The organism is Legionella bozemanae, from assembly GCF_001648595.1.
Classification (GTDB): Bacteria; Pseudomonadota; Gammaproteobacteria; order Legionellales; family Legionellaceae; genus Legionella; species Legionella bozemanae.
Window position 1 is genome coordinate 63,776 of the sequence record NZ_LBAW01000004.1, and the last position, 25,418, is coordinate 89,193.

Below are 25,418 nucleotides of genomic sequence, written 5' to 3' on the forward strand. Positions count from 1 at the left end.
ACCTGCCGTTTTTTATGTTTAATATTCCCATAGGTGCTTTTGCAATGATGGAAGTGAAAATCCTTATTTGTGGGCATGCAAGAGATTATGAACAATTCATTTAGGGATATGGCATATGAAATTAATTGTAATAGGAATTTTATTCTCATTTAATGCAATCGCTGGTGATTATTTCCCTAAACTGACATCACAAGATCAGCCATGGTCTGTTACTGCAAGTGCTGGTACAGGCAATTATCAGATAACATCCAGAGACAAAAATGTCCCAATAGGACGATTAGCGCTAGCCAATGAAATGATGCTTGCGGGAAATATTGCTTTAGGCTTGGAATTAGGACTGCAAACGGGTACTCACATAAAACTGAACATGCCCCAAGAAACTTTTCTTGCCCTTAAAAAATGGATTCCTATGCAAACTACTCTTGCCCCTACCTTGGATTTATTGATAACCAGCAAAAGCGATCCCTTGGGCAATAGTGCTTTTTTTGCTCAACTAAAAGGTGGCCTTGCTTACCGACATTGGCGGGATAAGCGTGTTCCTTTGAACGATATTTCTCAATTAGCAGGTGAAGTACAGGCTGGATTTGGTTATCCAATCACCGCATTAGCCAGCCTAAGCTTACTGTATCAAGGAATATTCAGCGGGAATGGACCAAATTTTCATTTGGATACCTACTCTAAAAGAGAGCAATTATCTAACATTCCTACCTTACATGCCGTACTCTTGGGATTATCGGTTAACCTATAAGTGCTCCTCATTCAGACTGTTTACATTCCTCCTATGCCCACAAACTGAATGCATACTACGCGTCACACAGCGATATTAGGCTATAATGTAATCAAAATGGATCTGCTTCTCTATTGAATTGCAGGGAGTATTATCATGAAAGAACAACATTATGCCTATAAAATCACTCATGGCGCATCAGGCTTAAATTGCCCTCATTCCGCCTTGGAAAAAGATAGGATGGTGGATTTATTAAAAGAAATAGAAAGCCAGCATGGCGAAGGGATATTCTGGATATTTAAACAATTTGGCGATCAACCTCAAGAACCGCTGTGCATCATAGACTGCTCAAAAAAACGAATTTACTTTCATTATTCCGGCGAAGTTGAAGACTTAAAGGATGCTATAGCCAACCTAAGCCATTAGCCTACTGTCTCAAAATGAATCATATAACATTTTTAAATCAAAGTGATTATTATTGATTTATTTTGAGTTTATTTGTCACATAAAAACCCTGGACAAAAGACCTTTTTTTAGTCAATATTCCATCAATTTTTATTTCCACACAAAGAGAATATTTATGTCTTTAAAATCCAAAATAATTATTTTAAGCGCCCTCATTTTTAGCCTATTACCCTGTACTTACGCAGCCGCAAAACACGTTGATAGTGATACTGCCATCCAAAATGCTGTTTTATTCTATATAAACGAATACAGGCAGAAACATGGTTTATCCAAGCTAACAATGGACAATCGTATGGTCATTCAAGCCAGGCAACATTCTCAGGACATGGCCAATCATCGCATGCCTTTTGGTCATCAAGACTTTGGAAAGCGTGTTGCTAAATTGCGCTCACAAATTAAAAATACTGGAGGTGCAGCCGAGAACGTTGCATACAACTACAAGACAGCTCAAATTGTAGTCAGTCAATGGGTTAAAAGTCCGGGGCATCGAAGAAATATTGTAGGAAATTATAATCTGACAGGTATAGGTATTGCCCGCGATAAGCAAGGTAAACTCTATTACACCCAACTTTTCCTGCAAACGGGCAAAAGTCCCCGAAGTTACACAGTAAGAAGACCTTACGTCGGCGTTCCCTTCTTTGGTATCAAAAGACAGGGTTAGGCAAGAGAATTAAAAATTCGTAGCCTGGGTGCAGCGAAGCGAAACCCGGGTTCCATTTTGCTGCACTCAGGCTACACGATTAATAGTATCCCTATTGTGCCATCCGCATGCCGCTCATTTTTCTCACTAATTCAATGAGCTGCACATTGTTTTTCCAACTTTAACGAAATCTTTGCAAAAAACCATGGAAATTATGTGGCATTAGGAGCAAGACTGGCCTATCATAGAATCATAGACAGTACACATTGTTCAGCCAACATCATTACTTAGGGAGCCAGATTGAGAGTGCGGTGTGCAAGCTTAGCGTGTACTAAGAAGCCTAAAACACTCCGGAGGAGTCCACCTTGGTAAACAGGACTGTACTCAATCTTACTGTCTATCCGGATTCCATAAAAGGGCGTATTAAAATAATACGCCCTTTTTTATTTACTTCCTTACCATTAAATAAGTAATAACAAGATACATGCCTGGATGATTTGCTACTGCGCACGGGATCACTCCTTACTTATCCGACTATTTTTTTTATATATAACCACTATAATCAAATAGTTAAACCTAAGTTAGTATTATAATTAAATATATAGTTACAAAACGGACGTTCGCTCAAATGGATATTTTATTAATTTTTCTCACACTGTTCTTTTTTAGCTTATCCTTTGGGCTAATCAGATTCTATGATTATTTATCAAGGAGCGAATCATGAGCTTGTATTTAAGCTGTGGAATCATTGCTTTCGGCTTATTAATTTTTTTGTTAGTTGTATTATTCAAGCCCGAATTATTCTAATCAGTGGATTTTTAATTTAAATATGGGAATGGACCCCTATGACAAAACCTGGTCTCCTGCAAATTGCGTTTTATCTGTGCTTTTTATTGCTTCTTGTAAAACCTTTAGGCTGGTACATGGCACGGGTATATCAAGACCGACCCTGTTTTTTAAACACCTTATTAAAACCTTTTGAGCACCTAATCTATAAACTTTGCGGCATTCATACTCAAGAGGAAATGGGATGGAAAACCTATTTATCGAGCATGCTCTTTCTTAATTTAGTAGGATTACTCATCGTTTACCTCGTACAACGTATCCAATTCTATCTACCACTGAATCCTCAAGAATTTGCTTCTCCTTCTCCTGAACTTGTATTTAATACCGCTGCAAGCTTTATTTCCAATACAAATTGGCAGGCCTATAGCGGCGAAGCAACGATGAGTTATTTCACACAAATGTTTGCCCTAACAGTACAAAACTTTATTTCAGCAGCGACGGGCATGTCTTTATTAATTGCAATAATACGGGGACTCGTAAAACATGAAAGTAACAGTCTAGGGAATTTCTGGGTAGATACTGTTCGCGGAATACTCTATATCTTATTGCCTTTGTCATTGATTTTTGCTCTCATTTTGTGCTCACAAGGCATCATTCAGAATTTTAAGCCCTATCAAAAAATTAACTTGACTCAGCCGTTTACTTATCAGAAACCTGCAACCGATGTAACAGGTCAAGCTGTCTCGGATAATCAAGGCAATTCTAAAACAACATCTGTACGCATAACAGAACAAATTATTCCGATGGGGCCTGTAGCGTCACAAGTTGCCATTAAACAGCTAGGTACTAATGGGGGTGGTTTTTTTAATACCAATTCGGCTCATCCGTTTGAAAACCCTAATCCACTCACCAATTTTCTGGAAATGGTAGCGCTTTTACTGATTCCGGCAGCTTTTTGCTTTACATTTGGCACTTTAGTACATGATAAAAGACAAGGATGGGCACTATTAATCGCCATGTCCATTCTGTTTGTTCCATGCTTAATATTTGACGCAATAGTTGAACAAAAAGGAAATCCTGCATTTCAACACATGGGGATTGATACTACAGCCCAACCTGAACTTTATCCTGCAGGAAACATGGAGGGCAAAGAGACTCGTTTTGGCATTGTCAATTCGGCAATTTGGGCAACTGCTACAACTGCGGCCTCCAACGGTTCAGTCAACTCCATGCTTGATTCATTTACGCCTTTTGGCGGTTTAATTCCTTTATGGATGATGCATTTAAATGAAGTCAGCTTTGGTGGCGCTGGTTCCGGATTATATGGCATGTTGATGTTCGTTATTCTTACTGTATTTGTTGCAGGGCTTATGGTCGGCAGAACTCCTGAATATTTAGGTAAAAAAATCGAGCCTTATGAAATGAAAATGGCGTCCATTTCTGTTTTAATTATGCCTTTAATTGTGCTTATCGCTACAGCCTATGCTTCAGTCACAGATATAGGAACAAGCTCCATAGCCAATCCCGGGACACATGGCTTTACAGAAATCCTCTATGCGTTTACTTCGATGGGAAATAATAATGGCAGCGCTTTCGCCGGTTTAAATGCCAATACCCCCTTTTATAATATTGTGGGTGGCATGCTGATGTTAATTAGCCGCTATTGGCTCGCTATTCCGGCCCTGGCAATTGCTGGCTCACTCGTCAGGAAAAAAAGGATTCCCAACAGTTCAGGTACATTAGCAACTCATACACCTCTTTTTATTACTTTATTAGTCTGTATCATCATCGTTCTTGGCGCATTGTCCTTTTTACCGGCTCTTGCTCTTGGTCCTATTGCGGAACATTTGATGCTTTGGGGGAAATATGGATACTAAATCGCACTCCATTTGGGATTTTGGCATTATCAAAACTGCGTTACTCGATGCATTGTTTAAATTGACACCTCATATACAAATAAAAAATCCCGTAATGTTTACCGTATACGTCAGCTCAATTATCACTACAGTTCTTTTTATAAAAGCACTTCTGGGAGATGGGGAGGCCCCACCATTTTTTATCCTTGCGATTAGTTTATGGCTTTGGTTTACACTCTTGTTTGCCAATTTTGCGGAAGCTATGGCGGAAGGTCGCGGCAAAGCCCAGGCTCAAGAGCTACGGCGAGCACGTCAGGAAATTCAGGCTAAAAAATTAACAAAAAAATCGAAAAGTGCAAAATTCACTATTATTCCCTCAGTGCAATTACGTTCCGGGGATCTGGTCCTGGTTGAGGCCGGTGATTTCATCCCCAGTGATGGAGAGGTCATTGAAGGGATTGCCTCGGTTAATGAAAGTGCTATAACTGGGGAAAGTGCGCCAGTAATTCGTGAAAGTGGTGGAGACCGTAGTGCAGTAACTGGAGGCACGCAAGTGATTTCTGATTGGCTTATCATTCGTATTACCTCCAATCCAGGGGAAACATTTCTGGATCGAATGATTACCTTAGTAGAAGGAGCAAGAAGACAAAAAACACCTAACGAGCTTGCATTGACCATTTTACTTGCCGCTTTAACCATCGTGTTTTTAGTGGTTTGTAGTACTTTACTTTCTTTTTCTATTTATAGTGTATCAGTATCTAAAACGGGTTCGGTAATTTCAATCACGGTGCTTGTTGCCCTTTTTGTTTGTCTGGCTCCAACAACTATTGGCGGACTGCTTTCTGCAATTGGTATTTCTGGCATGGACCGAATGATTCAAGCGAATGTCATCGCTTTATCCGGCCGTGCAGTTGAAGCTGCAGGTGATATCGACGTTTTATTGCTTGATAAAACAGGAACAATTACTTTAGGCAACCGTCAGGCAACTGAATTTCTTCCCGCAGAAGGAGTCGATATTACAGAGTTAGCCGATGCAGCTCAGTTAGCGTCTCTAGCTGATGAAACTCCAGAAGGCCGAAGTATTGTTATTCTTGCTAAAAGAAAATATAAATTACGTGGCAGAGCACTTGCTCAATTGAAAGCAACATTTATTCCTTTTACAGCACAAACACGTATGAGTGGAGCAAATCTCGGCACCCGGCAAATTCGTAAAGGCTCAGCTGAAGCGATTGAAGAATACATCAATCAGTTAGGTGGCAGCGTTCCTGAAAATGTGAAAACCAATGTTGAGATTATTTCACGTCAAGGAGGAACAGCTCTGGTTGTTGCTGAAGGCCCAAAAATATTGGGTATCATTCGTCTTAAAGACGTTATTAAAGGAGGAATTCGTGAACGTTTTGCGCAGTTGCGGCAAATGGGTATTAAAACCATTATGGTAACAGGCGATAACCCTCTAACCGCAGCTTCAATTGCTGGTGAAGCAGGAGTAGATGATTTTCTTGCCAATGCAAAACCCGAAGATAAACTCAATTTAATTCGCGATCTGCAAGCTAAAGGCCATTTGGTGGCGATGACTGGCGATGGAACCAATGATGCACCTGCACTTGCTCAAGCGGATGTCGCTGTTGCAATGAATTCAGGAACACAAGCAGCAAAAGAAGCAGGTAATTTGGTGGATCTGGACTCAAATCCAACTAAATTGATTGAAGTCGTGGAAATAGGTAAGCAGCTGCTTATGACACGTGGAGCTCTGACGACTTTTAGCCTCGCCAATGATATAGCTAAATATTTTGCCATTTTACCTGCCGCATTTGGAACTACTTATCCCGTCCTCAATACATTCAATATTATGCACCTTTCAACACCACAAACGGCAGTGCTTTCCACAGTAATTTTTAATGCAATTATTATTGTTCTTCTCATTCCTTTAGCGTTACACGGGGTTAAATACCGACGTCTTCCTGCAGCACAACTTCTGCGAAATAATGTAATCATCTATGGGATAGGTGGATTAATTGTACCTTTTATTAGCATCAAAATGATTGATATGCTTTTAACTACATTGGGCTTAACAGGATAAAAAATGGTTAGAGAAGCTCTAAAACAAATAAAAACTGCTTTAATGTTTCTACTTATTTTTTCTCTACTCACGGGTTTAATTTATCCTGCTGTCGTTACTGCATTAGCCCAAGTATTTTTCCCTTATCAAGCAAATGGCAGTTTATTGCAACTTGACGGAAAAGCCATTGGTTCCACATTAATTGGACAACATTTTGATGCACCCAACTACTTTTGGGGACGTCCTTCCGCCACCACGCCATTTCCCTATAATGCCGCCAGTTCTTCAGGATCAAATATGGGACCGTCTAATCCAGAATTTTTGGCAACTGTAAAAAAACGAGTTGATCACTTGCAGCAGTATAATTTGGACAATCCAAATAAAATAAGCAAGCAATTAATTCCCGTTGATTTAGTTACTGCATCTGCCAGTGGCCTGGATCCTGAGATAAGTCCGCTGGCAGCTTATTATCAGATACCACGTATCGCCAAAGCACGTCATGTCTCAGAACAAGAAATTCAAGAATTAGTGAATCAGCTAATAAAAAAACGTACCTTATATCTTTTGGGGGAACCACGAATTAATGTATTGGAGCTTAATTTGGCTCTGGATCATCTAAGGACCACTCAATGACTGACAAACGCCCCGATCCTAATGCATTATTACAACAGGTTATCGAAGAAGAGCAACAAAAACAGCGCGGCAAACTCAAAATTTACCTCGGGGCTGCCCCAGGAGTAGGGAAAACATACTCCATGCTTCATGAAGCAATGGGAGAACAGGCTAAAGGATTGGATATAGTAGTAGGGATTGTTGAATCTCATGGGCGTGTAGAAATCGAAGAAATACTTAAAAATTTCATAGTGTTACCTAAAATAACAGTCGATTATCACGGCAAAAAACTACAAGAATTTGATCTGGATTCTTCCTTAAAAAGAAACCCGGGGTTAATTCTCATCGATGAAATGGCGCATACAAATGTGAGTGGCGTACGGCATAAAAAACGCTGGCAAGATATTAAAGAATTGCTCGATCGTGGAATTGATGTATATACCACACTCAATGTTCAACATATAGAAAGCCTCAATGACGATGTGTCACAAATCATTCATGCTCCTGTTCAGGAAACTGTTCCTGATTTCATGATAGAGAGAGCGAATACCATCGAGTTAGTAGACTTAGCTCCAGAAGACTTGTTAAAACGCCTTGCTGAAGGCAAAGTTTATGTTCCCAAACAAGCGCGACTTGCTGCTGAGTTTTATTTTCGCAAAGGGAATTTAATGGCATTACGCGAACTGGCATTAAGGACCCTGGCAAAACAGGTTAATACACAAGTGCTTTTATACAGGCAAGGTCAAGGTATTAGACACATCTGGCCCATAATGGAAAAAATACTGGTTTGCGTTGGTCCAGGTCCTGAATCACATAAATTGATTCGAGCAGCCAAAAGAATGGCTACCAGTTTGCAAGCGGATTGGATTGCTGTATATGTGGATTCTACACGGACCCAATTATCCCCGACACAACGCAATCAAGCCATAAAAAATTTATTTTTTGCAGAACAATTAGGGGCTGAAACTCATATTTTGATGGGTTATGACCTTGTTAAAGAAATTATCAATTTTTCCCGTGAACAAAATGTCACCCTCATTATGATCTGCAAACGCATTCATCATCGCTGGAGGAATTTTTTCTTACGTAGTCTTGCTGATGAGGTATTGCGCTATAGTGGCGAAATTGATGTGTATACCATGACCGAAGTAACAAAGAAAACAAGAAAAAAATCTCTTACCAAACCCATGACTCCCTGGCTTCATTATTTTTTATCAACCAGCATTGTAGCAATCACCACACTTATTAGTTATTTAATTTATCCTTTAGTAAATGAAAGTAGTTTAATCCTGGTTTATTTAATAGGAATAATTTCTACTGCCATCTTAGGACGCCCAGGTCCGGCAATTTCGGGAATTATTCTGAGCATTTTGGCGTATGATTATTTATTTATTCCACCTTACTACAGTTTTTTCATGGACAAATCAGATTATTTCTTCACTTTAGTTATGATGTTCATTTTAGCACTCCTTATGTGTCAGTTAACTTTAGTTACTCGTCGCCAGTCAGAAATGGCACGTCTTGCAGAATATCAAACATCCGCTTTGTACACATTAAGTCGAAGATTATCCAGAACACGTGGAATAATCAGATTACTGCGAACAGGAATCAATTTTATTTCGGAAATTTTTCACTGCGAAATTATCGCCTTACTGCCCAAAAATGGACGTCTTATTGTTCGTGCACGCGCAAAATCACATGAAGAATTGGATGAAAAGGAATACAGTATTGCTCAATGGGTATTTGAATTAGGACAAAAAGCAGGATTGGGAACTGACACCCTCTCGTTTTCTAATGCGCTGTTTATTCCATTACTTGGTGCACGCGGCACGGTGGGCGTTTTAAGAGTACAATCCTCTAAAAATAATGATTTTACAACGCCTGAAAAAATACAGCTTTTGGAATCTTGTGCCAATCAAATTGCATTGGCTTTAGAGGTGGATAGTCTGCAGGAAGAATCTAATAAATTAAGTAATCCTCACTCATGAACATTGCAGGATAGTTCAGGGGAGCCTTCGCTGCGTCCAGTCGCAACTTCTACAATCATCTTATTAAATGTCATTCTTAGTCTGGAAAATCAATCTAAATTACAATAGGATAAGGAATATTTAGGTAAAAAGGATTTAGCCATGATGATTGCAACGTTACTGGCACCAGACAATGAAACCCGGGTAGCCATTACTCCGAACTCGGCAAAGCACTTTATAAAATTAGGTTTTGAAGTCGCCATAGAAAAAGATGCGGGACGTGCTGCAGGTTTCAAAGATGAAAATTACCAAGAAGTCGGTGTTTCTATTCATGATAAAAAAAACATCCTGGGAAAAGCTAACCTTCTTTTTTGTATTAATGAACCTGCTCCCAAAGCGCTAGAAGGCTTGCCTCAAGGTGCCCTGGTCATAGGCCACATAGATAATGATCCAGAAAGTAAATTAATCACCTGGTGCAAGGAAAAACAAATTACACTGTTCTCAATGAACCTTATACCCCGCATCAGCCGTGCCCAAAGTATGGATAGCCTCTCCTCGCAAGCAAATTTAGCAGGTTATAGGGCTGTTCTGGAGGCATGCACTCAATTCCATCGAGCCATCCCGATGATGATGACGGCAGCAGGAATGATCCAGCCAGCGAAAGTGCTTATTCTCGGTGCAGGAGTCGCTGGTTTGCAAGCCATAGCAACAGCCAAACGTTTAGGGGCTGTAGTTTATGCATTCGACGTACGACGGGCAGCAAAAGAGCAAGTTGAAAGTTTAGGCGCAGAATTTATTGAAGTGAGTCAGGATCAAGACAGTGAAACTAAAGGGGGCTACGCTTCGGAAATGAGTGAAGAGTATAAAAAGCTGCAGGCAGAGCTTATCGATCAATACGCTAAATTAGCAGATATTGTCATTTCCACAGCATTAATTCCAGGCAGAAAAGCACCTATTTTATTGTACAAAAAAACCATAGAACAAATGAAAGCTGGATCAGTTGTCGTTGATCTTGCGACTTCCCGAGGAGGAAACTGCGAAGTCAGCGTTCTTAATCAAACCATAAAACATGGGGATGTGACTATCATCGGTTTAAGTAACATGGCGGGACTGGTTCCTGCTACTGCAAGTGAACTGTATGCCAATAATCTAGTACATCTTATTAATTTGTTAGCTCCCAAACCTCCAGAAATCACATTAAATCCCAGTGATGAAATCATTCAGCAAGCAGTGCTTTGTCATCAAAATCAATATCTACCGTTTCAGGCAATAAAGGAGACACAAAGTGCATGAGATTAATACTCTAAGTAATCCCTACATTACCATACTCACTATTTTCGTTTTGGCCTGCTTTGTAGGGTATTATGTCGTATGGAAGGTCACCCCAGCGCTACACACTCCATTGATGTCAGTCACCAACGCAATATCCAGTATTATTGTTTTAGGGGCACTTATTGCCGCAGGAAGCCAGCTAACAGGAAAAATTACCTGGATCGGTGGTTTAGCAATATTTATTACGTCAATTAATATTTTTGGTGGATTTGTTGTAACTCAACGTATGTTGCGTATGTACAAAAAATAGTTACAAAAATTAAGGATAATTTCTTATGACAGCCCTTGTGCCTTTATTTTATCTATTATCTGCTGTGTGTTTTATATTGGCACTCAAAGGATTAGCCAGCCCCGCATCCGCACGGAGAGGAAATCTTTTGGGTATTGCCGGTATGATCCTTGCTGTAGGCTCAACCTTAATGATGCCAACAACATATCATCAACCTTTACTCATTAGCTTAATGATTGCAGGAGGCATAATTGGGACTTTTATTGCCTTCAAAATTAATATGACTGCTATACCACAACTCGTCGCAGCATTTCACTCCTTAGTGGGAATGGCAGCAGTTTTAGTTGCTTTTTGTGCGTTCCTATCCCCTGCTTCGTTTCATATTGGTGTCCCAGGCGCAATTGCTAAAGCAAGCCTTATCGAAATGAGTCTCGGTTTAATTATAGGTGCCATCACTTTTTCAGGGTCAGTCATTGCCTTTCTTAAGTTACAAGGGATTATGTCGGGTAAACCGATTAAGCTCATAGGCCATAACTTAATTAACCTGATTACCGCATTAGCAATTCTCGTTTTGTTGGTCTTATTTTTTATGAACCAGACACTGACGCTTTTTAGTGTAATGGCGGGTTTATCTTTTTTAATTGGTGTATTGCTCATTATCCCTATTGGCGGTGCGGACATGCCAGTGGTTATATCAATGCTTAACTCATACTCAGGGTGGGCAGCAGCAGGTATTGGATTCACCCTCAGCAACCATTTGCTTGTTATTACAGGGGCATTAGTGGGTGCTAGCGGAGCCATTCTCAGTTATATCATGTGTGTGGGAATGAACCGCTCTATTTTTAATGTAATTTTTGGCGGCATCCAGTCATCAGCGGCTAATTTACATGCTAATGCAACAGATGAGTCAAGGACAGTACGACAAGGTAACGGTGAAGATGCAGCTTTTCTCTTAAGTAATGCTAAAGATGTAATCATTGTTCCTGGATACGGCATGGCGGTAGCGCATGCCCAACATGCAGTCAAAGAATTAGTTGATGCCTTAGAACATCGCAACATCAAAGTTCGCTTTGCGATTCATCCTGTAGCTGGTCGAATGCCCGGGCATATGAACGTATTACTTGCAGAGGCTAATATCCCATATGATAGAGTTTTTGAGCAAAGTGAGATTAACCGCGATTTCTCAAGCTGTGATGTCGCGTATATAATTGGTGCAAACGATATAACCAACCCTGCAGCAAAAACTGATCCTGGTTCACCAATTTATGGTATGCCCGTTTTGGAAGTAGAAAAAGCAAAAAATGTATTGTTTGTTAAACGAAGCATGGCACCCGGTTACGCAGGTGTGGAAAATGATCTGTTTTACCATGACAATACCTACATGCTTTTTGGTGATGCAAAAGTAATGACTGAATCGATTGCCAAGGCTTTGGAAACACTGTAAATCTAAATCAGCAACAAAAAAACCTGGGTTCTCCCCAGGTTTTTCTATATCACATTCAGATTACGACTCTACTATTCATTGCATGAATATTAATTTGCCATACATACAAAATAAATGTATCTTAGTCCAGTTATTATCATTATGGAGTTATTTAATGTTACGAAAATTTGGACTTTGCTTGTTATGTTTTGCCACATCTTTAAGTACAAGCACATATTCTATGGAAAGTCATTTGCTCCAACGAGGAGTCACGATTGAATATGAACTACCTAGTAATGATCCTCAAATATTTCTTAATTACCTGTTCTGGCCTGTAGAAGCTAATTGTAAAATCGATTCCCAAGATGAAGGTGATGATTTTTTAGTTGTAGCATTAGCTAAAAAAGGAAAAGTTAATGATATTGGCTTGTCCGCGGGAGAATCTTTACGAATCACCGTCCATCCAGGTGAGAATTTAAAGATAAATGCAGATTCGGGCGCAAAAGTTGAAATCACTAATTTGGGTCTACATACAGTAAAAGCTACATGCACTGCTTCTTAATACACATAGAAATTCTTTTCTAAAGAACACATTATATCCTAAGCTCAGCTCAAGGAAAATGTTTTGACATCCCCATCGTAGGCTGGGCTGAAAAGCCTCTGGCCGTCAAGCTAAGAGTATTTAATGTTTCATTTTACTCAATTCGCAAGTAACTCTGTCATCCCCGCGCAGACGGGGATCCATTTTCTGTGCTCTATCTTAGATGGATTCCTGCCTGCGCAAGAATGACAATAACGGACGGCTAGGAGCTTTTCAGCCCAGTCTATATGAATTGGATTTCCTTAAGCTGACGCTTACGAAGCGGAGCCCAGGAAAATTTTATTCTAGTGTTCCCGCGTCGCATGGAATTGAATTTTAGGATATCGTTCTTCAGCCATTGTTAAATTAACACGCGTCGGAGCAAGATACATTAAAGCATCACTTCCATCCAGTGCCAGATAATCATGCGCTTTTGTTCGGAACTCACTCATTGCTTTATCATCGTCAGAATAAACCCAACGCGCACAAGCTACATTCACCGTTTCATAAATACAATCTACCTTGTATTCATGTTTCAAACGATGAGCAACCACATCAAACTGCAGCACACCAACCGCCCCCAAGATTAATTGATTGCTATTTAACGGTCTAAATACCTGGGTTGCACCTTCTTCAGATAATTCAATTAAACCTTTTAATAGGGCTTTACTTTTTAACGGATCCTTTAAACGCACCAACCGAAACAACTCGGGAGCAAAATTGGGAATACCGGTAAATTTTAATTGCTCACCTTGAGTAAAGGTATCGCCGATTCGAATTGTTCCATGATTATGTAAACCAATAATATCGCCAGGTAAAGCAACCTCTGTGTGTGAACGGTCACCCGCCATGAAGGTTAAGGCATTAGAAATTTGCACCTCTTTACCAATACGTAAGTGATTAATTTTCATTCCTTTTCTGTAAGATCCGGAACAAATACGTAAAAAGGCAATCCTGTCCCTATGTTTCGGATCCATATTAGCCTGAATTTTGAACACAAATCCGCTAAAAGCATCTTCATTCGGTGATACAGCCCGCTCTTGAGTTGCACGAGGTTGTGGCGCCGGAGCATAACGAACATAATCATCCAGTAATTCTTTGATCCCAAAATTATTAATTGCAGACCCAAAATAAACTGGCGTCATTTTACCCGCTAAATAGTCCTCCAAATTGAATTCATGAGAAGCGCCTTTGACCAGCTCAATTTCTTCACGTAATTCCTGTGCAGCCTCGCCCAATAGTTCATCCAATTGTGGATTGTCTAATCCTTTAATTTGCATCGCATCTTGTTTTTGCGCATTTTTGCCAGGTTGATATAAATAAACTATATCTTCATAACGGTGGTAAATGCCTTTAAAACGTTTTCCCATGCCTACAGGCCAAGTAATCGGTGCACATTGAATGCCTAAAACTGATTCAACTTCATCCAGTAAATCAACAGGATCGCGGCCTTCACGATCCAGTTTATTAATAAAGGTCATGATTGGCGTATCACGCAAACGACATACTTCCATCAATTTAACAGTTCGTTCCTCAACCCCTTTGGCTACGTCAATAACCATCAGGGCTGAATCTACTGCAGTCAACGTACGGTAAGTATCTTCAGAAAAGTCTTCATGCCCTGGAGTATCCAGCAAATTCATGACATGTTGATTATGTACAAACTGCATCACCGAAGTAGTAATAGAAATACCGCGCTCTTTTTCCATTTCCATCCAGTCTGAAGTCGCATGCCGATCGGCTTTACGCCCTTTAACCGTTCCAGCTAATTGAATTGCGCCTCCAAACAAAAGTAATTTTTCGGTTACTGTGGTCTTACCCGCATCAGGGTGAGAAATAATTGCGAAGGTTCGTCGTGTATTAAAATCCTGATAAAAATCGGACATGAAATTCTCTAAACAAATATAATTATGATCGTATGTAGTGAATTTTAAGACATTCCTGAACAAATACAAGACGAAACAATGATTCTCAGGCAAAACAGTAGACTAAGTAGACTAATTAAAATAGTCTTTATACCTTAAAGACGCTATGATCAAAACTCAATTCATAAATTAAGATAGGTTGACAATTCATCCTACCCTACCTCCCGCGACTTGTGCGCGGGATCTAGGACATGGAGAATAAAATTAAAAATATCGGGTATTAATTAAATCGATCATGGATTCTGCGAACAAGTCGCAGAACGTAGGCAGTAAGATTTGTCAATTCATCCTAATAAATTCACTCTAGATACCACTTTATATAGGAGATAATGGTTTATCATGAAACGTTGCACTTGGGTTGGAAGCGGCAAGCCTTATTATGAACAGTACCATGACATGGAGTGGGGTATTCCTGTACATAATGATCAGAAACATTTTGAAATGCTTTTGCTTGAAGGAGCGCAAGCAGGGTTGAGCTGGGAAACAATTCTTAAACGGCGTGAAGCATACCGTAAAGCATTCAAACAATTTGATCCCAACGTCGTAGCAAAAATGACGGACGAGGAACTACATACTCTCCTTACTGATTCGAGCATTATTCGTAACCGTCTTAAAATTTTTTCAGCGCGCAAGAATGCGCTTGCGTTCTTGAAGATTGCTGAGGAATTCGGTTCCTTCGATAACTACGTTTGGCGATTTGTAGATGGGAGTCCTAAAATAAACTATCCTAAAAATCTCCAAGAAGTACCAGCCAGCACCCCCGAATCAGATGCTCTATCCAAAGATTTAAAAAAAAGAGGGATGAGTTTTGTCGGGTCAACAATCATGTATGCATACATGCAAGCAGTTGGAATGGTTGATGATCATTTAGTCGATTGCTTTTGTAAGAATCGGGTAATTAGCCCCAAGAATAATAATCTGTAAAGTGAAGACCTCCAATACGGATTCCGCTGTGCCGCATCACGTCTCATCTCCTACGCTCCGCGGCTTGTCCGCGGAGTCCAGTGTTTTAACGCAGATCTTCTGGATCCCGCGAACAAGCCGCGAGACATCGTATTAGATTCTGTAATAGCTGGGTGCAGCGAAGCAGAACCCGGGTTTTGATAGTTCAGGGTATTATGCAGATTGATTAACATCTTCCTGCTTTTTAAGCTCTGTATAAAAATCCTGTGCCTTTTGTTCAATATATTTTTTGCAACCTTCCGGATCAATAAAGGGATTCTTCCTGCCCTTTTGCAACGATAAATATTTGTTTTTGAGATCAAACATTCCAGCATGAGCCCCCAGAAAAATATCGCAGCGCATTGATTCAAGTACCTTTATGGAATGCTTATAATCCTGAGCAATATTAGGATAAATTATGTTATCAACCAATTTATAGCCAGGGTTTACGCCAATGCTTCCTACAATTACGGCCTGATAGTGCTTACCGTGATCTTTTAGTGGTATTGTCCAAGTAGTACAACCCTTAGTATGTCCGGGAGTCCAATGAGCAGTTAATACAGTTCCTCCTAATTCCACCTTATCCCCGTCATGAAGCACCTTATCTACAGTGCTTTGAGTAAAATAAGTACTAGAGTCATTTGCATAATGAAAATCAGCTTTACCACCAGATAAAACTAAAGGTACATCTTCATCCATAACCATATATTTTGCGTTTGTTTGCTGTTTAATCAACTCACTACCTGCAGCATGGTCGAAATGAGCATGGCTAATCAGCAAAATTTTAGTATCGCTGAATTTAAAACCTAGTTTCTCTATACTGGCTTTAATCATTGGAACATTTGCCTCAAGATCACTATTAATCAAAATGTTTCCTTTAGGCGTGACAAGCAAATAACTTGCAAGATCATCAGTACCTACATAATACAAATTTCCGGCAATCTGAAAAGGAGGAAAAGAATTGGGCATGGGATAGGAAAAACCTGGATGATTCAATACCAGCATCAGTATACTTAAATAGAATAATTTTTTCATGAGAATAAAATCCAAAGAAAATAAAGCAAATTACTTGGCAAAATAGTACTGCATTTATGAGGATATAGGATACAGATTGTTTCATTTTTTGCAAATAAAATGAGCCTGCTCCTAAATTAATGACACATTTTAAAGTTTTGAATTATTTTTGGCATGCCTGCACATTCTATTTCTTTGCTGCCGCAACAAACATCCATAGGGCTAAAATAGCTGAAATAATTAATGCAACAATACTGCCTGTCATTGGGAAATTGTACCCTGCAGCGGTTATCTGCCAATGATAGACAATGCGTAAAACATGGATTAACGCAACTAAAGTAAAAATCACCCCGGCAACAACTAAAGGTATTCGTTTCCCCATTTTTTTCTCCCATCCATAGGGTCTGTTTTCATTTCTACTATCTTTAGCGAAAATGGAAACAGGCTCTAGTAATTTTTATCCTTTAATTATAGAAATTTGACCGGCTAATTTTTATTAATGATTACCATAGAGTATGGATGCATGAAAATTTAAATGATCTTCGATAAAACTTGCGATGAAATAATAACTATGATCATAACCCTTATGCATACGTAAATTAAGTGCAACTTGGGCTTTCACACACGCAGCCTGAAATAATTCCGGCTTAAGCTGCTCTTTTAAATAAGGATCCTGAATGCCCTGATCAATCAAAATATGCTGATGCGGCCATCCTCTTTCTACGACAAGCTCACACGCATCATACTTCTTCCACTGTTTTTTATCCGTCCCCAAATAACCTGTAAATGCTTTTTGTCCCCATTGACATTGAGAGGGCGCACAAATCGGAGCAAAGGCGGAAACCGAACGATATTGCTTCGGATGTTTCAAAGCCAAAATAAGTGCGCCATGTCCGCCCATAGAATGGCCAAAGATACCACAAGCGTCGTGATTGAGTGGAACATTTTGCTGAAGTACTTCCGGCAACTCTTCATATACATAAGTTGACATATTGTAATATTTTGACCAAGGTGATTGTGTAGCATCCACATAAAACCCAGCACCAACACCAAAATCATAACTTTCTTTATCCCCTGGCAAATTGACCTCCCGAGGACTTGTATCAGGTACAACAAGAGCTAAACCTAAATGAGCAGCAATCCGTTGTGCCCCTGCTTTAGTAATAAAATTTTGTTCTGTACACGTTAATCCGGAAAGCCAGTACAATACAGGGACACTTTGTTTTAACGCTTGTGGCGGCAAAAAAAGACCGAAACGCATAGTACAATGAGTTACCTCAGATTGATGGGAGTAGACGCGTTGAGTACCGCCAAAACAGAGATGCTCTTCAATAAGCTCAATATCCATTAATTTATTCCTTGCCGCTTTAAAAAGTAAGCACAGTACGAATTGACTGTCCCTGATGCATTAAATCAAAGGCCTGATTAATTTGCTCAAAAGGAAGAACATGAGTAATTAAATCATCAATATTGATTTTCCCATCCATATACCAATCAACAATTTTAGGAACATCCGTACGCCCACGCATTCCACCAAATGCCGATCCTTTCCACACTCTGCCAGTAACCAATTGGAACGGTCTAGTAGCAATCTCCTGCCCTACCCCTGCAACCCCAATTATAGTACAAACACCCCAACCTTTATGACAACACTCCAGTGCCTGACGCATCAGTCTTACATCACCCACACATTCAAAACTGTAATCAGCACCCCCCTTAGTCAGTTCAACAAGGTAAGCCACTAAATCATTATTAATTTCCTTAGGATTAACAAAATCAGTCATTCCCATTTTTTGAGCTAATGCTCGGCGTTCAGATTTGATATCAATACCTACGATCTGCTCGGCCCCAACCATACGAGCTGCTTGCACCACATTAAGTCCGATGCTGCCTAAACCAAAAACAACAACTCGAGAACCTGGAGTAACTTTTGCAGTATTAATTACGGCTCCTATCCCTGTAGTAACACCACAGCCGATATAACATACTTTTTCAAAAGAGGCATCCTCACGAATTTTCGCAACAGCAATTTCGGGTAACACAATGTAATTAGCAAAAGTTGATGTTCCCATATAATGAAATATTTTTTTTCCATTAAGGCTGAAACGGCTTGTTCCATCGGGCATTACCCCCTGCCCTTGTGTTACTCGAATTGCCTGACAAAGGTTGGTTTTCTGGGAAAGACAATATTCACACTGACGGCATTCAGGGGTATATAAGGGAATTACATGATCCCCGGGCTTCAGAGAAGTTACATCTGGACCTATATCTACAATAACGCCAGCGCCTTCATGCCCTAAAATAACTGGAAAAAGACCTTCAGGATCATCACCTGATAATGTAAATGCATCAGTATGACAAACACCTGTAGCCTTAATTTCAACGAGTACCTCCCCTTTTTTTGGCCCTTCCAATTCAACCATTTCAATTACCAATGGTTTCCCAACCTCGTATGCTACTGCGGCCTTTACTTGCATCACACCCCCTACTAATAGAAATACTATCCCAAGTAACTAATCATTTCATTTCATTAAAAAAAGTTACCTTAAGTAAGATAATTTAAATGCAGATGAGCACTTTAGCAACTGCTTTTATCTGCTGGCATTTGTTTCATTTAGTAACTAAACTTATTGAAATATAACTAAAATTAACGTGAGTTAAATTCTTTTTTACTCCATGGATTGAACCCGGCAATACAAGATCAAATTAAAATAGACTCACGCTGTTAATATAAAAAAATATATGGAGCCTATGAGGGGCTGATAAAATGATGCATGACAAGAAGTCAAAACAGTTGTTGGGAATCGCTGTAATCATTTTAGCTATTCTTTCATTTCTGCTCTGGCAATATTTTCGGCCTAAAGAGCTTAGCAGTGATTTTGCCAGCGGCAATGGACGAATTGAAGCGATAGAAGTGGATATTGATACTAAGATTGCGGGGCGGATAAAAAGCATCCTGGTTGACGAAGGGGATTTCGTCAAAACAGACCAAGTGCTTGCCATAATGGATACTGATTCCCTTGAAGCCCAACTTCGTGAAGCACAAGCCAAATATAAAGAAGCTCAAAGTAAGGTGATTAGCGCCCAGCATCAGGTTATCCAACGAAAAAATGAAAAGGAAGTAGCACAAGCTACGGTAGCACAACGCCAGGCCGAGCTAAATTTAGCAAAAAATCGGTTGTCTCGAGTTCAAAAGCTGGTCGCCAAAGGAGTTGCTTCAGTAGACAGTCTGGATGAAGCAAGCGCTCTTTTTTATAGTGCCGAAGCAGTGTTTAAAGCCGCCAATGCCCAAGTTGCTGAAAAAGACGCAATGATTGCAACTGCAGAAGCACAAGTCGATGGTGCAGAATTATCCGTTGATGCCGCTGCCGCGACTGTAGAGCGTCTGAAAGTGGATATTAAAGACAGCACCTTGGTTGCGCCAATTGATGGACGTATTCAATTTCGTGTCGCCCAGCCAGGAGAAGTACTTGCTGCAGGAGGTAAAGTATTAAATATGGTGGATTTAACCAATGTGTATATGGTTTTTTTCCTGCCAACAGAACAGGCTGGAAGAGTACGAATGGGGGCTCCTGTACACCTGGTGCTTGATGCGATTCCTCAATATGTAATCCCGGCAAAAGTGACTTTTGTAGCTGATGTCGCTCAATTTACACCTAAAACCGTTGAAACGGCCAGTGAACGGCAAAAACTGATGTTCCGCGTTAAGGCGCGAATTGCTCCTGAACTACTAAAAAAACACATCCATGCAGTAAAAACAGGATTACCTGGTATGGCTTATGTTCAGTTGAATCTCAAGAGTAAATGGCCTGCCAACTTACAAGTGAATGTGCCAAATGAGCGAAGATAATACCAAGTGTGTTGGAATAATTAACAATGTGAGTCTATGGTTTGGCAAGACGCAGGCATTAAAACAAGTCAGTTTAAATCTTCCTGCCAGTTGTATGGTTGGATTTATTGGCCCAGATGGAGTAGGTAAATCCAGCTTGCTTTCCTTAATCGCAGGGGCGCGCGCGATTCAACAAGGAAAAGTCATGGTCTTAGGTGGCGATATGAAAAGTACTTCTCATCGTGAGGCAGTATGCACACGTATTGCTTATATGCCCCAAGGATTAGGAAAAAATCTTTATTCCTCACTTTCGGTTTTTGAAAATATTGATTTCTTTGGGCGATTATTTGGCCATGAGCGAATAGAACGCGAACATTACATTACGCAATTGTTAACCAATACGGGACTTTTGCCATTCAAAGATCGTCCGGCTAGCAAATTATCCGGTGGAATGAAACAAAAACTGGGTCTATGTTGTGCTCTGATTCATTCACCCGATTTGTTAATTTTAGATGAACCTACTACGGGTGTGGACCCTTTATCTCGACGCCAATTCTGGGAGTTAATCAATGCAATACGTCAGGATAAACCGCAAATGAGTGTCCTTATCGCTACTGCCTATCTGGAAGAGGCAGCACGATTTGATTGGCTGGTAGCGATGAATGATGGGGGGGTTTTAGCGACAGGTACCCATGACAGTTTGTTGGCACAGACTCAGACTCACTCCTTGGAAGAAGCATTTATTGCTCTATTACCCCTAGAACAACAAAAAAATCATCAAAAGGTAGTGATTCGACCACGATCAAAACAGGAACATGCTGAAATTGCTATTGAAGCAAAAGACTTGACCAAAAATTTTGGCAATTTTACTGCAGTTGACTCTGTAAATTTTCGTATTGAACGCGGAGAAATTTTCGGTTTTCTTGGATCTAATGGTTGTGGTAAAACCACGGTAATGAAGATGCTGACTGGATTATTGCAAATCAGTGCAGGGCAAGTCTGGCTTTTTGGTAAAACAGTGGATGCGCATGATCTCAATATACGCCGACAAATTGGATACATGTCGCAATCGTTTTCGTTATATGCGGAACTGACTGTTTTTCAAAATTTATTATTGCACGCCCGATTGTTTCATCTACCAAAGAAACAGGTACACACTCACATTAATCGTCTGGTGAACCGTTTTTATTTAACTGATGTTCTTAATGAATATCCTAATTCTTTGCCACTAGGATATCGTCAAAGACTGTCATTAGCCGTTGCTGTGCTCCATCAGCCGGAAATTTTAATTTTGGATGAGCCTACTTCTGGTGTTGATCCTTTGGCACGTGATTTGTTTTGGCAATTAATGATTGACCTGGCCCGTCAGGATCGGGTCACCATTTTTATTTCCACCCATTTTATGAATGAAGCAGAACGCTGTGATCGCATCTCTCTGATGCATGCAGGAAGAGTATTAGTCAGTGATAAACCAGTAAATCTTATTAAAATAAAAAAAACCAAAACCTTGGAAGAAGCATTTATCTGTTATCTTGAAGAAGCACAAAAAAGAGAATCCAAAACTCAAATTACAGCGTCAACAAATAAGGCAAAAGAAAGCTCTTTTCTTCTAGAGAATCAAACTGAAAGTAAAGCAGCGTTTGACTTCAGACGCATGTACAGTTACTGCCGACGAGAAACATTGGAACTGATTCGTGAGCCTATTCGTGCGATTATGGCCTTTTTAGGTAGTGTCATCCTCATGATCATCATGAGCTATGGGATTAATCTGGATGTTGAGAATTTATCTTTTGCCGTTTGGGATCAAGATCAAAGTACTGCCAGCCAAAGTTATGTGCTGGAAATTGCAGGTTCAAGGTATTTTAGTGAGTATCCATCTATTATAAATTACAATCAATTAGATAAAAGAATGCGGTCTGGGGAACTGAATCTAGCACTCGAAATACCCAGTGGTTTTGCTCGTGACATAAAACGGGGTAGGGAAGTCCAAATAGGAGCTTGGGTTGAAGGGGTTATGCCTCAACGCGCAGAAACAGCAAGAAACTATATTCTCGGATTACATCAACATTGGTTGGATAATATACCTGAATTGAAACAAAACAATCCACAGGATTACTTTAACATAGAAACACGATTCCGGTACAATCCTGATGTGAAGAGTTTACCAGCTATGGTTCCCGCGATGATTCCTTTACTCTTAATGTTAATTCCCTCCATATTAACCGCGCTTGCAGTAGTGCGTGAGAAAGAGTTGGGCTCCATTATCAATTTATATGTGACTCCAGTTACTAAAATGGAATTTCTGCTTGGCAAATTACTGCCTTATATTGGTTTGGCCCTATTTAATTTCCTATCGCTGGTTGCTCTTTCTGTCTTTTTTTTCAAAGTACCTATTACGGGCAGTTTTTTAACTTTTGTGTTGGCAGCTTTTATTTATGTCGTTATAGCAACATCCATGGGATTTTTAATTTCTACTTTTATGCACAGTCAGATTGCCGCAATTTTTGGTACGGCAATTCTCACTATTCTTCCGGCAACTCAATTTTCAGGTATATTAGAGCCGGTATCGTCTCTTGAAGGATTAGGGGCATTCATTGGCCGCATTTATCCCGTAACTCATTTTCTGACTATATCTCGGGGTATTTTTTCCAAGGGATTGGGTTTTAATGAATTACATCACGCTTTTTTTTCATTATTACTTGCGGTGCCTGTCTTAATGATTCTTTGCTTGTTATTCATAAAGAAACAGGAACAGTAAATGACAATAAGTAATATAGTCTATTTGGCAGTTAAGGAATTACGCGGCATGCTTCGTGATCCCATCATGCTGATATTAATTATTTTTGCATTTACTGTTTCTGTTTATGCTGCTGCAACTGCGTTACCTGAAACACTAAATAAAACCCCCATAGCCATAGTTGATGAAGATCAATCTCCTTTATCACAAAGAATTACCGATTCATTTTATCCACCACAATTTATCCGGCCTGTACTTATTAATTTGACAGAGATAGACTCAGGAATGAATTCTGGAACGTATACTTTTATCCTGGATATCCCGCCCAATTTTCAACGTGATTTGTTAGCCGGACGTCTGCCCTCCATTCAGTTGAATGTTGATGCAACCCAGATGAGCCAAGCATTTGTTGGTTCAGGTTATATTCAAACCATAATTAGTGGAGAAATCAGTGAATTTTTAAGGCATTATCGTGAAATTGCTGTACCTCCTGTGGATTTAGTATTAAGAGTTCGCTTCAATCCCACTTTAAGCAAAACCTGGTTTGGAGCAGTTATGGAAATCATTAATAATGTGACCATGTTGTCCATCGTTCTTACGGGTGCTGCACTACTACGTGAACGTGAGCATGGCACAATTGAACATTTATTGGTGATGCCTATTACTCCATTTGAGATCATGACCAGTAAAATTTGTGCCATGGGTTTGGTGGTGCTCGCAGTCAGTACATTCTCTCTTATCATCGTGGTGCATCAATTACTTGCTATTCCTATTGAAGGCTCCATCTCTTTATTTCTATTAGGAAGTGCAATGAATTTATTTGCAACAACGTCCATGGGTATTTTTATGGGAACCATAACACGTTCCATGCCCCAATTTGGTCTATTGTTAATCCTGGTTATTGTGCCCCTGGAAATGCTATCTGGAGGTATGACACCACGAGAAAATATGCCTGAGTTGATGCGCACCATCATGCTCGCTGCGCCCATCACTCATTTTGTCATGCTGGCGCAATCGGTTTTATTTCGTGGTGCTGGTTTGGATATCATATGGCCGCAACTGACAGCACTTGCTTTTATCGGCTCCGCTTTTTTCTATATCACATTACGCTATTTCCGTAAGGAAATTAATTTGTTATAGATCGTCCATACAAAACCAGCTTAGTTTTTTAAACTAAACTAAAAAGATTAAATAAATCTCAATTCAATAGGTAGGACAGAGTATGATCATTCATAGCGAATTTAAACCTGCTTGGTGGCTTACCAATACGCATGGGCAAACTCTGTATCGAACATTAACTCATCGCATGAATGTTTCTGTGGATTCTTATGAACGACTTGAGCTTCCTGATGGTGATTTTATTGATCTCGTTTGGAAAGTTAATGGGTTAGGAAATGATACCCCTTTAATTATTCTGGTTCATGGATTAGGAGGTAATATCAATTCAGCGTATGTTACCACTTTGTTCCATGCGTTCAATAAATCGGGATATCGAGCTGTTTTAATGAATCTTCGTGGTGCAAGCGGTGAACCGAATCGTCTACCACGTTCTTATCATGGAGGAGATACCGCTGATTTGGCTTATTTTCTCAATATACTGAAATTAAGAGAACCCAGAACCAAAAAAGCTGTAGTAGGTATTTCATTAGGCGGCAATATACTTCTCAAATGGTTGGGAGAAACAAGCTCTCAATCTCTAGTTGATGCTGCCGTTGCAGTTTCTGTGCCATTCCAATTGAAAAATGTAGTTCAAAAGATAAATAAAGGATTTTCTCGTGTGTACCAGGCACATTTGTTAGAAAAATTACGCACGGTCTTTTTACAAAAATTGGATGTTATAAATTGCCAATTACCGCTTTCTAAAGAGAAACTGTTTTCCATAAAAACTCTATACGAATTTGACGAGCAAATAACCGCTCCATTACATGGGTTTGCTAATGCAGATGAGTATTATCAAAAATCCAGTTCGCGGCAGTATCTCTCTCAAATTACCACCCCCACTTTAATTATTCATGCTTTGGATGATCCATTTATGACCCCCGAGATTCTTCCAACTGCTCATGAATTATCTGCAGATATTCTTTTGGAATTAAGCCCACATGGAGGCCATGTAGGATTTATTGCAGATAAAAAACACTTCTGGTTAGAACAACGAATCTCTAATTTTTTAATGGATTATTTGCTGGTCTCTTCTAATAACTGTGTATTTGAAAAAATTAATTAATAACGTATGGATTAAACAATTTTCTGGATGATCCCATCGATGGGCACCCTACACACCTATAAAATTCAAAT

22 protein-coding genes and 1 other RNA gene are annotated in these 25,418 nt (G+C 39.8%); 18 read left to right on the forward strand and 5 right to left on the reverse strand.

What is annotated here, in order from left to right:
- The first annotated feature begins 115 nt into the window (after positions 1-115).
- From A8O27_RS04680 to A8O27_RS04740, 13 genes are all read left to right on the forward strand, one after another.
- A complete protein-coding gene (locus A8O27_RS04680) occupies positions 116-748 on the forward strand; it encodes a hypothetical protein (RefSeq protein ID WP_058460193.1) in 633 nt (210 codons plus the stop codon).
- 135 nt (positions 749-883) lie between these two features.
- Positions 884-1,153 carry a hypothetical protein gene (locus tag A8O27_RS04685; RefSeq protein ID WP_058460192.1) on the forward strand — a complete coding sequence of 90 codons (270 nt, stop codon included), beginning with the start codon at positions 884-886 and terminating at the stop codon, positions 1,151-1,153.
- A gap of 154 nt (positions 1,154-1,307) precedes the next feature.
- Complete coding sequence (locus A8O27_RS04690; protein ID WP_058460191.1) at positions 1,308-1,853, forward strand: CAP domain-containing protein; 546 nt, start codon at positions 1,308-1,310, stop codon at positions 1,851-1,853.
- A 230-nt stretch (positions 1,854-2,083) separates the two neighbouring features.
- Positions 2,084-2,235, forward strand: a non-coding RNA gene (gene ssrS, locus A8O27_RS04695) — 6S RNA.
- Positions 2,236-2,552: 317 nt separating this feature from the next.
- On the forward strand, positions 2,553-2,639 hold the full coding sequence (gene kdpF / locus A8O27_RS19490) for a K(+)-transporting ATPase subunit F (RefSeq protein WP_064115071.1): 87 nt from the start codon (positions 2,553-2,555) through the stop codon (positions 2,637-2,639).
- A 38-nt stretch (positions 2,640-2,677) separates the two neighbouring features.
- Positions 2,678-4,495, forward strand: a complete 1,818-nt coding sequence (kdpA, locus tag A8O27_RS04705; protein ID WP_058460190.1) for a potassium-transporting ATPase subunit KdpA — start codon at positions 2,678-2,680, stop codon at positions 4,493-4,495.
- Entirely contained in the window at positions 4,485-6,554 is a 2,070-nt protein-coding gene (gene kdpB / locus A8O27_RS04710; RefSeq protein WP_058460189.1) for a potassium-transporting ATPase subunit KdpB, read from the forward strand. The genes kdpA and kdpB overlap by 11 nt, the downstream gene beginning before the upstream one ends.
- Positions 6,555-6,557: 3 nt before the next feature.
- Complete coding sequence (kdpC, locus tag A8O27_RS04715) at positions 6,558-7,166, forward strand: potassium-transporting ATPase subunit KdpC (RefSeq protein WP_058460188.1); 609 nt, start codon at positions 6,558-6,560, stop codon at positions 7,164-7,166.
- Positions 7,163-9,133 carry a DUF4118 domain-containing protein gene (locus A8O27_RS04720; RefSeq protein WP_058460187.1) on the forward strand — a complete coding sequence of 657 codons (1,971 nt, stop codon included), beginning with the start codon at positions 7,163-7,165 and terminating at the stop codon, positions 9,131-9,133. The genes kdpC and A8O27_RS04720 overlap by 4 nt, the downstream gene beginning before the upstream one ends.
- Positions 9,134-9,274: 141 nt before the next feature.
- Entirely contained in the window at positions 9,275-10,405 is a 1,131-nt protein-coding gene (locus A8O27_RS04725; protein WP_058460186.1) for a Re/Si-specific NAD(P)(+) transhydrogenase subunit alpha, read from the forward strand.
- Positions 10,398-10,694, forward strand: coding sequence for a proton-translocating transhydrogenase family protein (locus tag A8O27_RS04730; protein WP_058460185.1), 297 nt, complete (start codon positions 10,398-10,400; stop codon positions 10,692-10,694). Before A8O27_RS04725 ends, A8O27_RS04730 begins: the two co-directional genes overlap by 8 nt.
- A 25-nt stretch (positions 10,695-10,719) precedes the next feature.
- Positions 10,720-12,117 carry an NAD(P)(+) transhydrogenase (Re/Si-specific) subunit beta gene (locus tag A8O27_RS04735; protein WP_058460184.1) on the forward strand — a complete coding sequence of 466 codons (1,398 nt, stop codon included), beginning with the start codon at positions 10,720-10,722 and terminating at the stop codon, positions 12,115-12,117.
- A gap of 154 nt (positions 12,118-12,271) precedes the next feature.
- On the forward strand, positions 12,272-12,658 hold the full coding sequence (locus A8O27_RS04740) for a hypothetical protein (protein WP_058460183.1): 387 nt from the start codon (positions 12,272-12,274) through the stop codon (positions 12,656-12,658).
- Positions 12,659-12,981: 323 nt separating this feature from the next.
- Here A8O27_RS04740 and A8O27_RS04745 read toward each other — a convergent pair whose 3' ends face one another.
- Positions 12,982-14,562, reverse strand: coding sequence for a peptide chain release factor 3 (locus A8O27_RS04745; RefSeq protein WP_058460182.1), 1,581 nt, complete (start codon positions 14,560-14,562; stop codon positions 12,982-12,984).
- Positions 14,563-14,940: 378 nt separating this feature from the next.
- Between A8O27_RS04745 and A8O27_RS04750 the strand changes: the two genes are divergently transcribed.
- Positions 14,941-15,525 carry a DNA-3-methyladenine glycosylase I gene (locus A8O27_RS04750; RefSeq protein ID WP_058460181.1) on the forward strand — a complete coding sequence of 195 codons (585 nt, stop codon included), beginning with the start codon at positions 14,941-14,943 and terminating at the stop codon, positions 15,523-15,525.
- A gap of 192 nt (positions 15,526-15,717) precedes the next feature.
- Here A8O27_RS04750 and bla read toward each other — a convergent pair whose 3' ends face one another.
- The 4 genes from bla to A8O27_RS04770 form a co-directional block, all read right to left on the reverse strand.
- Positions 15,718-16,578, reverse strand: coding sequence for a subclass B3 metallo-beta-lactamase (gene bla, locus A8O27_RS04755; protein WP_058460180.1), 861 nt, complete (start codon positions 16,576-16,578; stop codon positions 15,718-15,720).
- A gap of 166 nt (positions 16,579-16,744) precedes the next feature.
- Positions 16,745-16,939: a hypothetical protein gene (locus tag A8O27_RS04760; protein WP_058460179.1), complete on the reverse strand. Its 195-nt coding sequence runs from the start codon at positions 16,937-16,939 to the stop codon at positions 16,745-16,747.
- 114 nt (positions 16,940-17,053) lie between these two features.
- The gene (gene fghA / locus A8O27_RS04765) at positions 17,054-17,905 is read right to left on the reverse strand and encodes an S-formylglutathione hydrolase (protein WP_058460178.1); all 852 of its coding nucleotides are present in this window, start codon (positions 17,903-17,905) and stop codon (positions 17,054-17,056) included.
- 19 nt (positions 17,906-17,924) lie between these two features.
- On the reverse strand, positions 17,925-19,034 hold the full coding sequence (locus tag A8O27_RS04770; RefSeq protein WP_058460177.1) for an S-(hydroxymethyl)glutathione dehydrogenase/class III alcohol dehydrogenase: 1,110 nt from the start codon (positions 19,032-19,034) through the stop codon (positions 17,925-17,927).
- Between the two features lie 290 nt (positions 19,035-19,324).
- Between A8O27_RS04770 and A8O27_RS04775 the strand changes: the two genes are divergently transcribed.
- From A8O27_RS04775 to A8O27_RS04790, 4 genes are all read left to right on the forward strand, one after another.
- Positions 19,325-20,407: an HlyD family secretion protein gene (locus A8O27_RS04775; RefSeq protein WP_058460176.1), complete on the forward strand. Its 1,083-nt coding sequence runs from the start codon at positions 19,325-19,327 to the stop codon at positions 20,405-20,407.
- Positions 20,394-23,144, forward strand: a complete 2,751-nt coding sequence (gene rbbA / locus A8O27_RS04780; RefSeq protein WP_058460175.1) for a ribosome-associated ATPase/putative transporter RbbA — start codon at positions 20,394-20,396, stop codon at positions 23,142-23,144. Before A8O27_RS04775 ends, rbbA begins: the two co-directional genes overlap by 14 nt.
- Complete coding sequence (locus A8O27_RS04785; protein ID WP_058460174.1) at positions 23,145-24,263, forward strand: ABC transporter permease; 1,119 nt, start codon at positions 23,145-23,147, stop codon at positions 24,261-24,263. It begins immediately after the preceding gene.
- An 82-nt stretch (positions 24,264-24,345) separates the two neighbouring features.
- Complete coding sequence (locus A8O27_RS04790) at positions 24,346-25,347, forward strand: hydrolase (protein WP_058460173.1); 1,002 nt, start codon at positions 24,346-24,348, stop codon at positions 25,345-25,347.
- Positions 25,348-25,418: the final 71 nt, after the last annotated feature.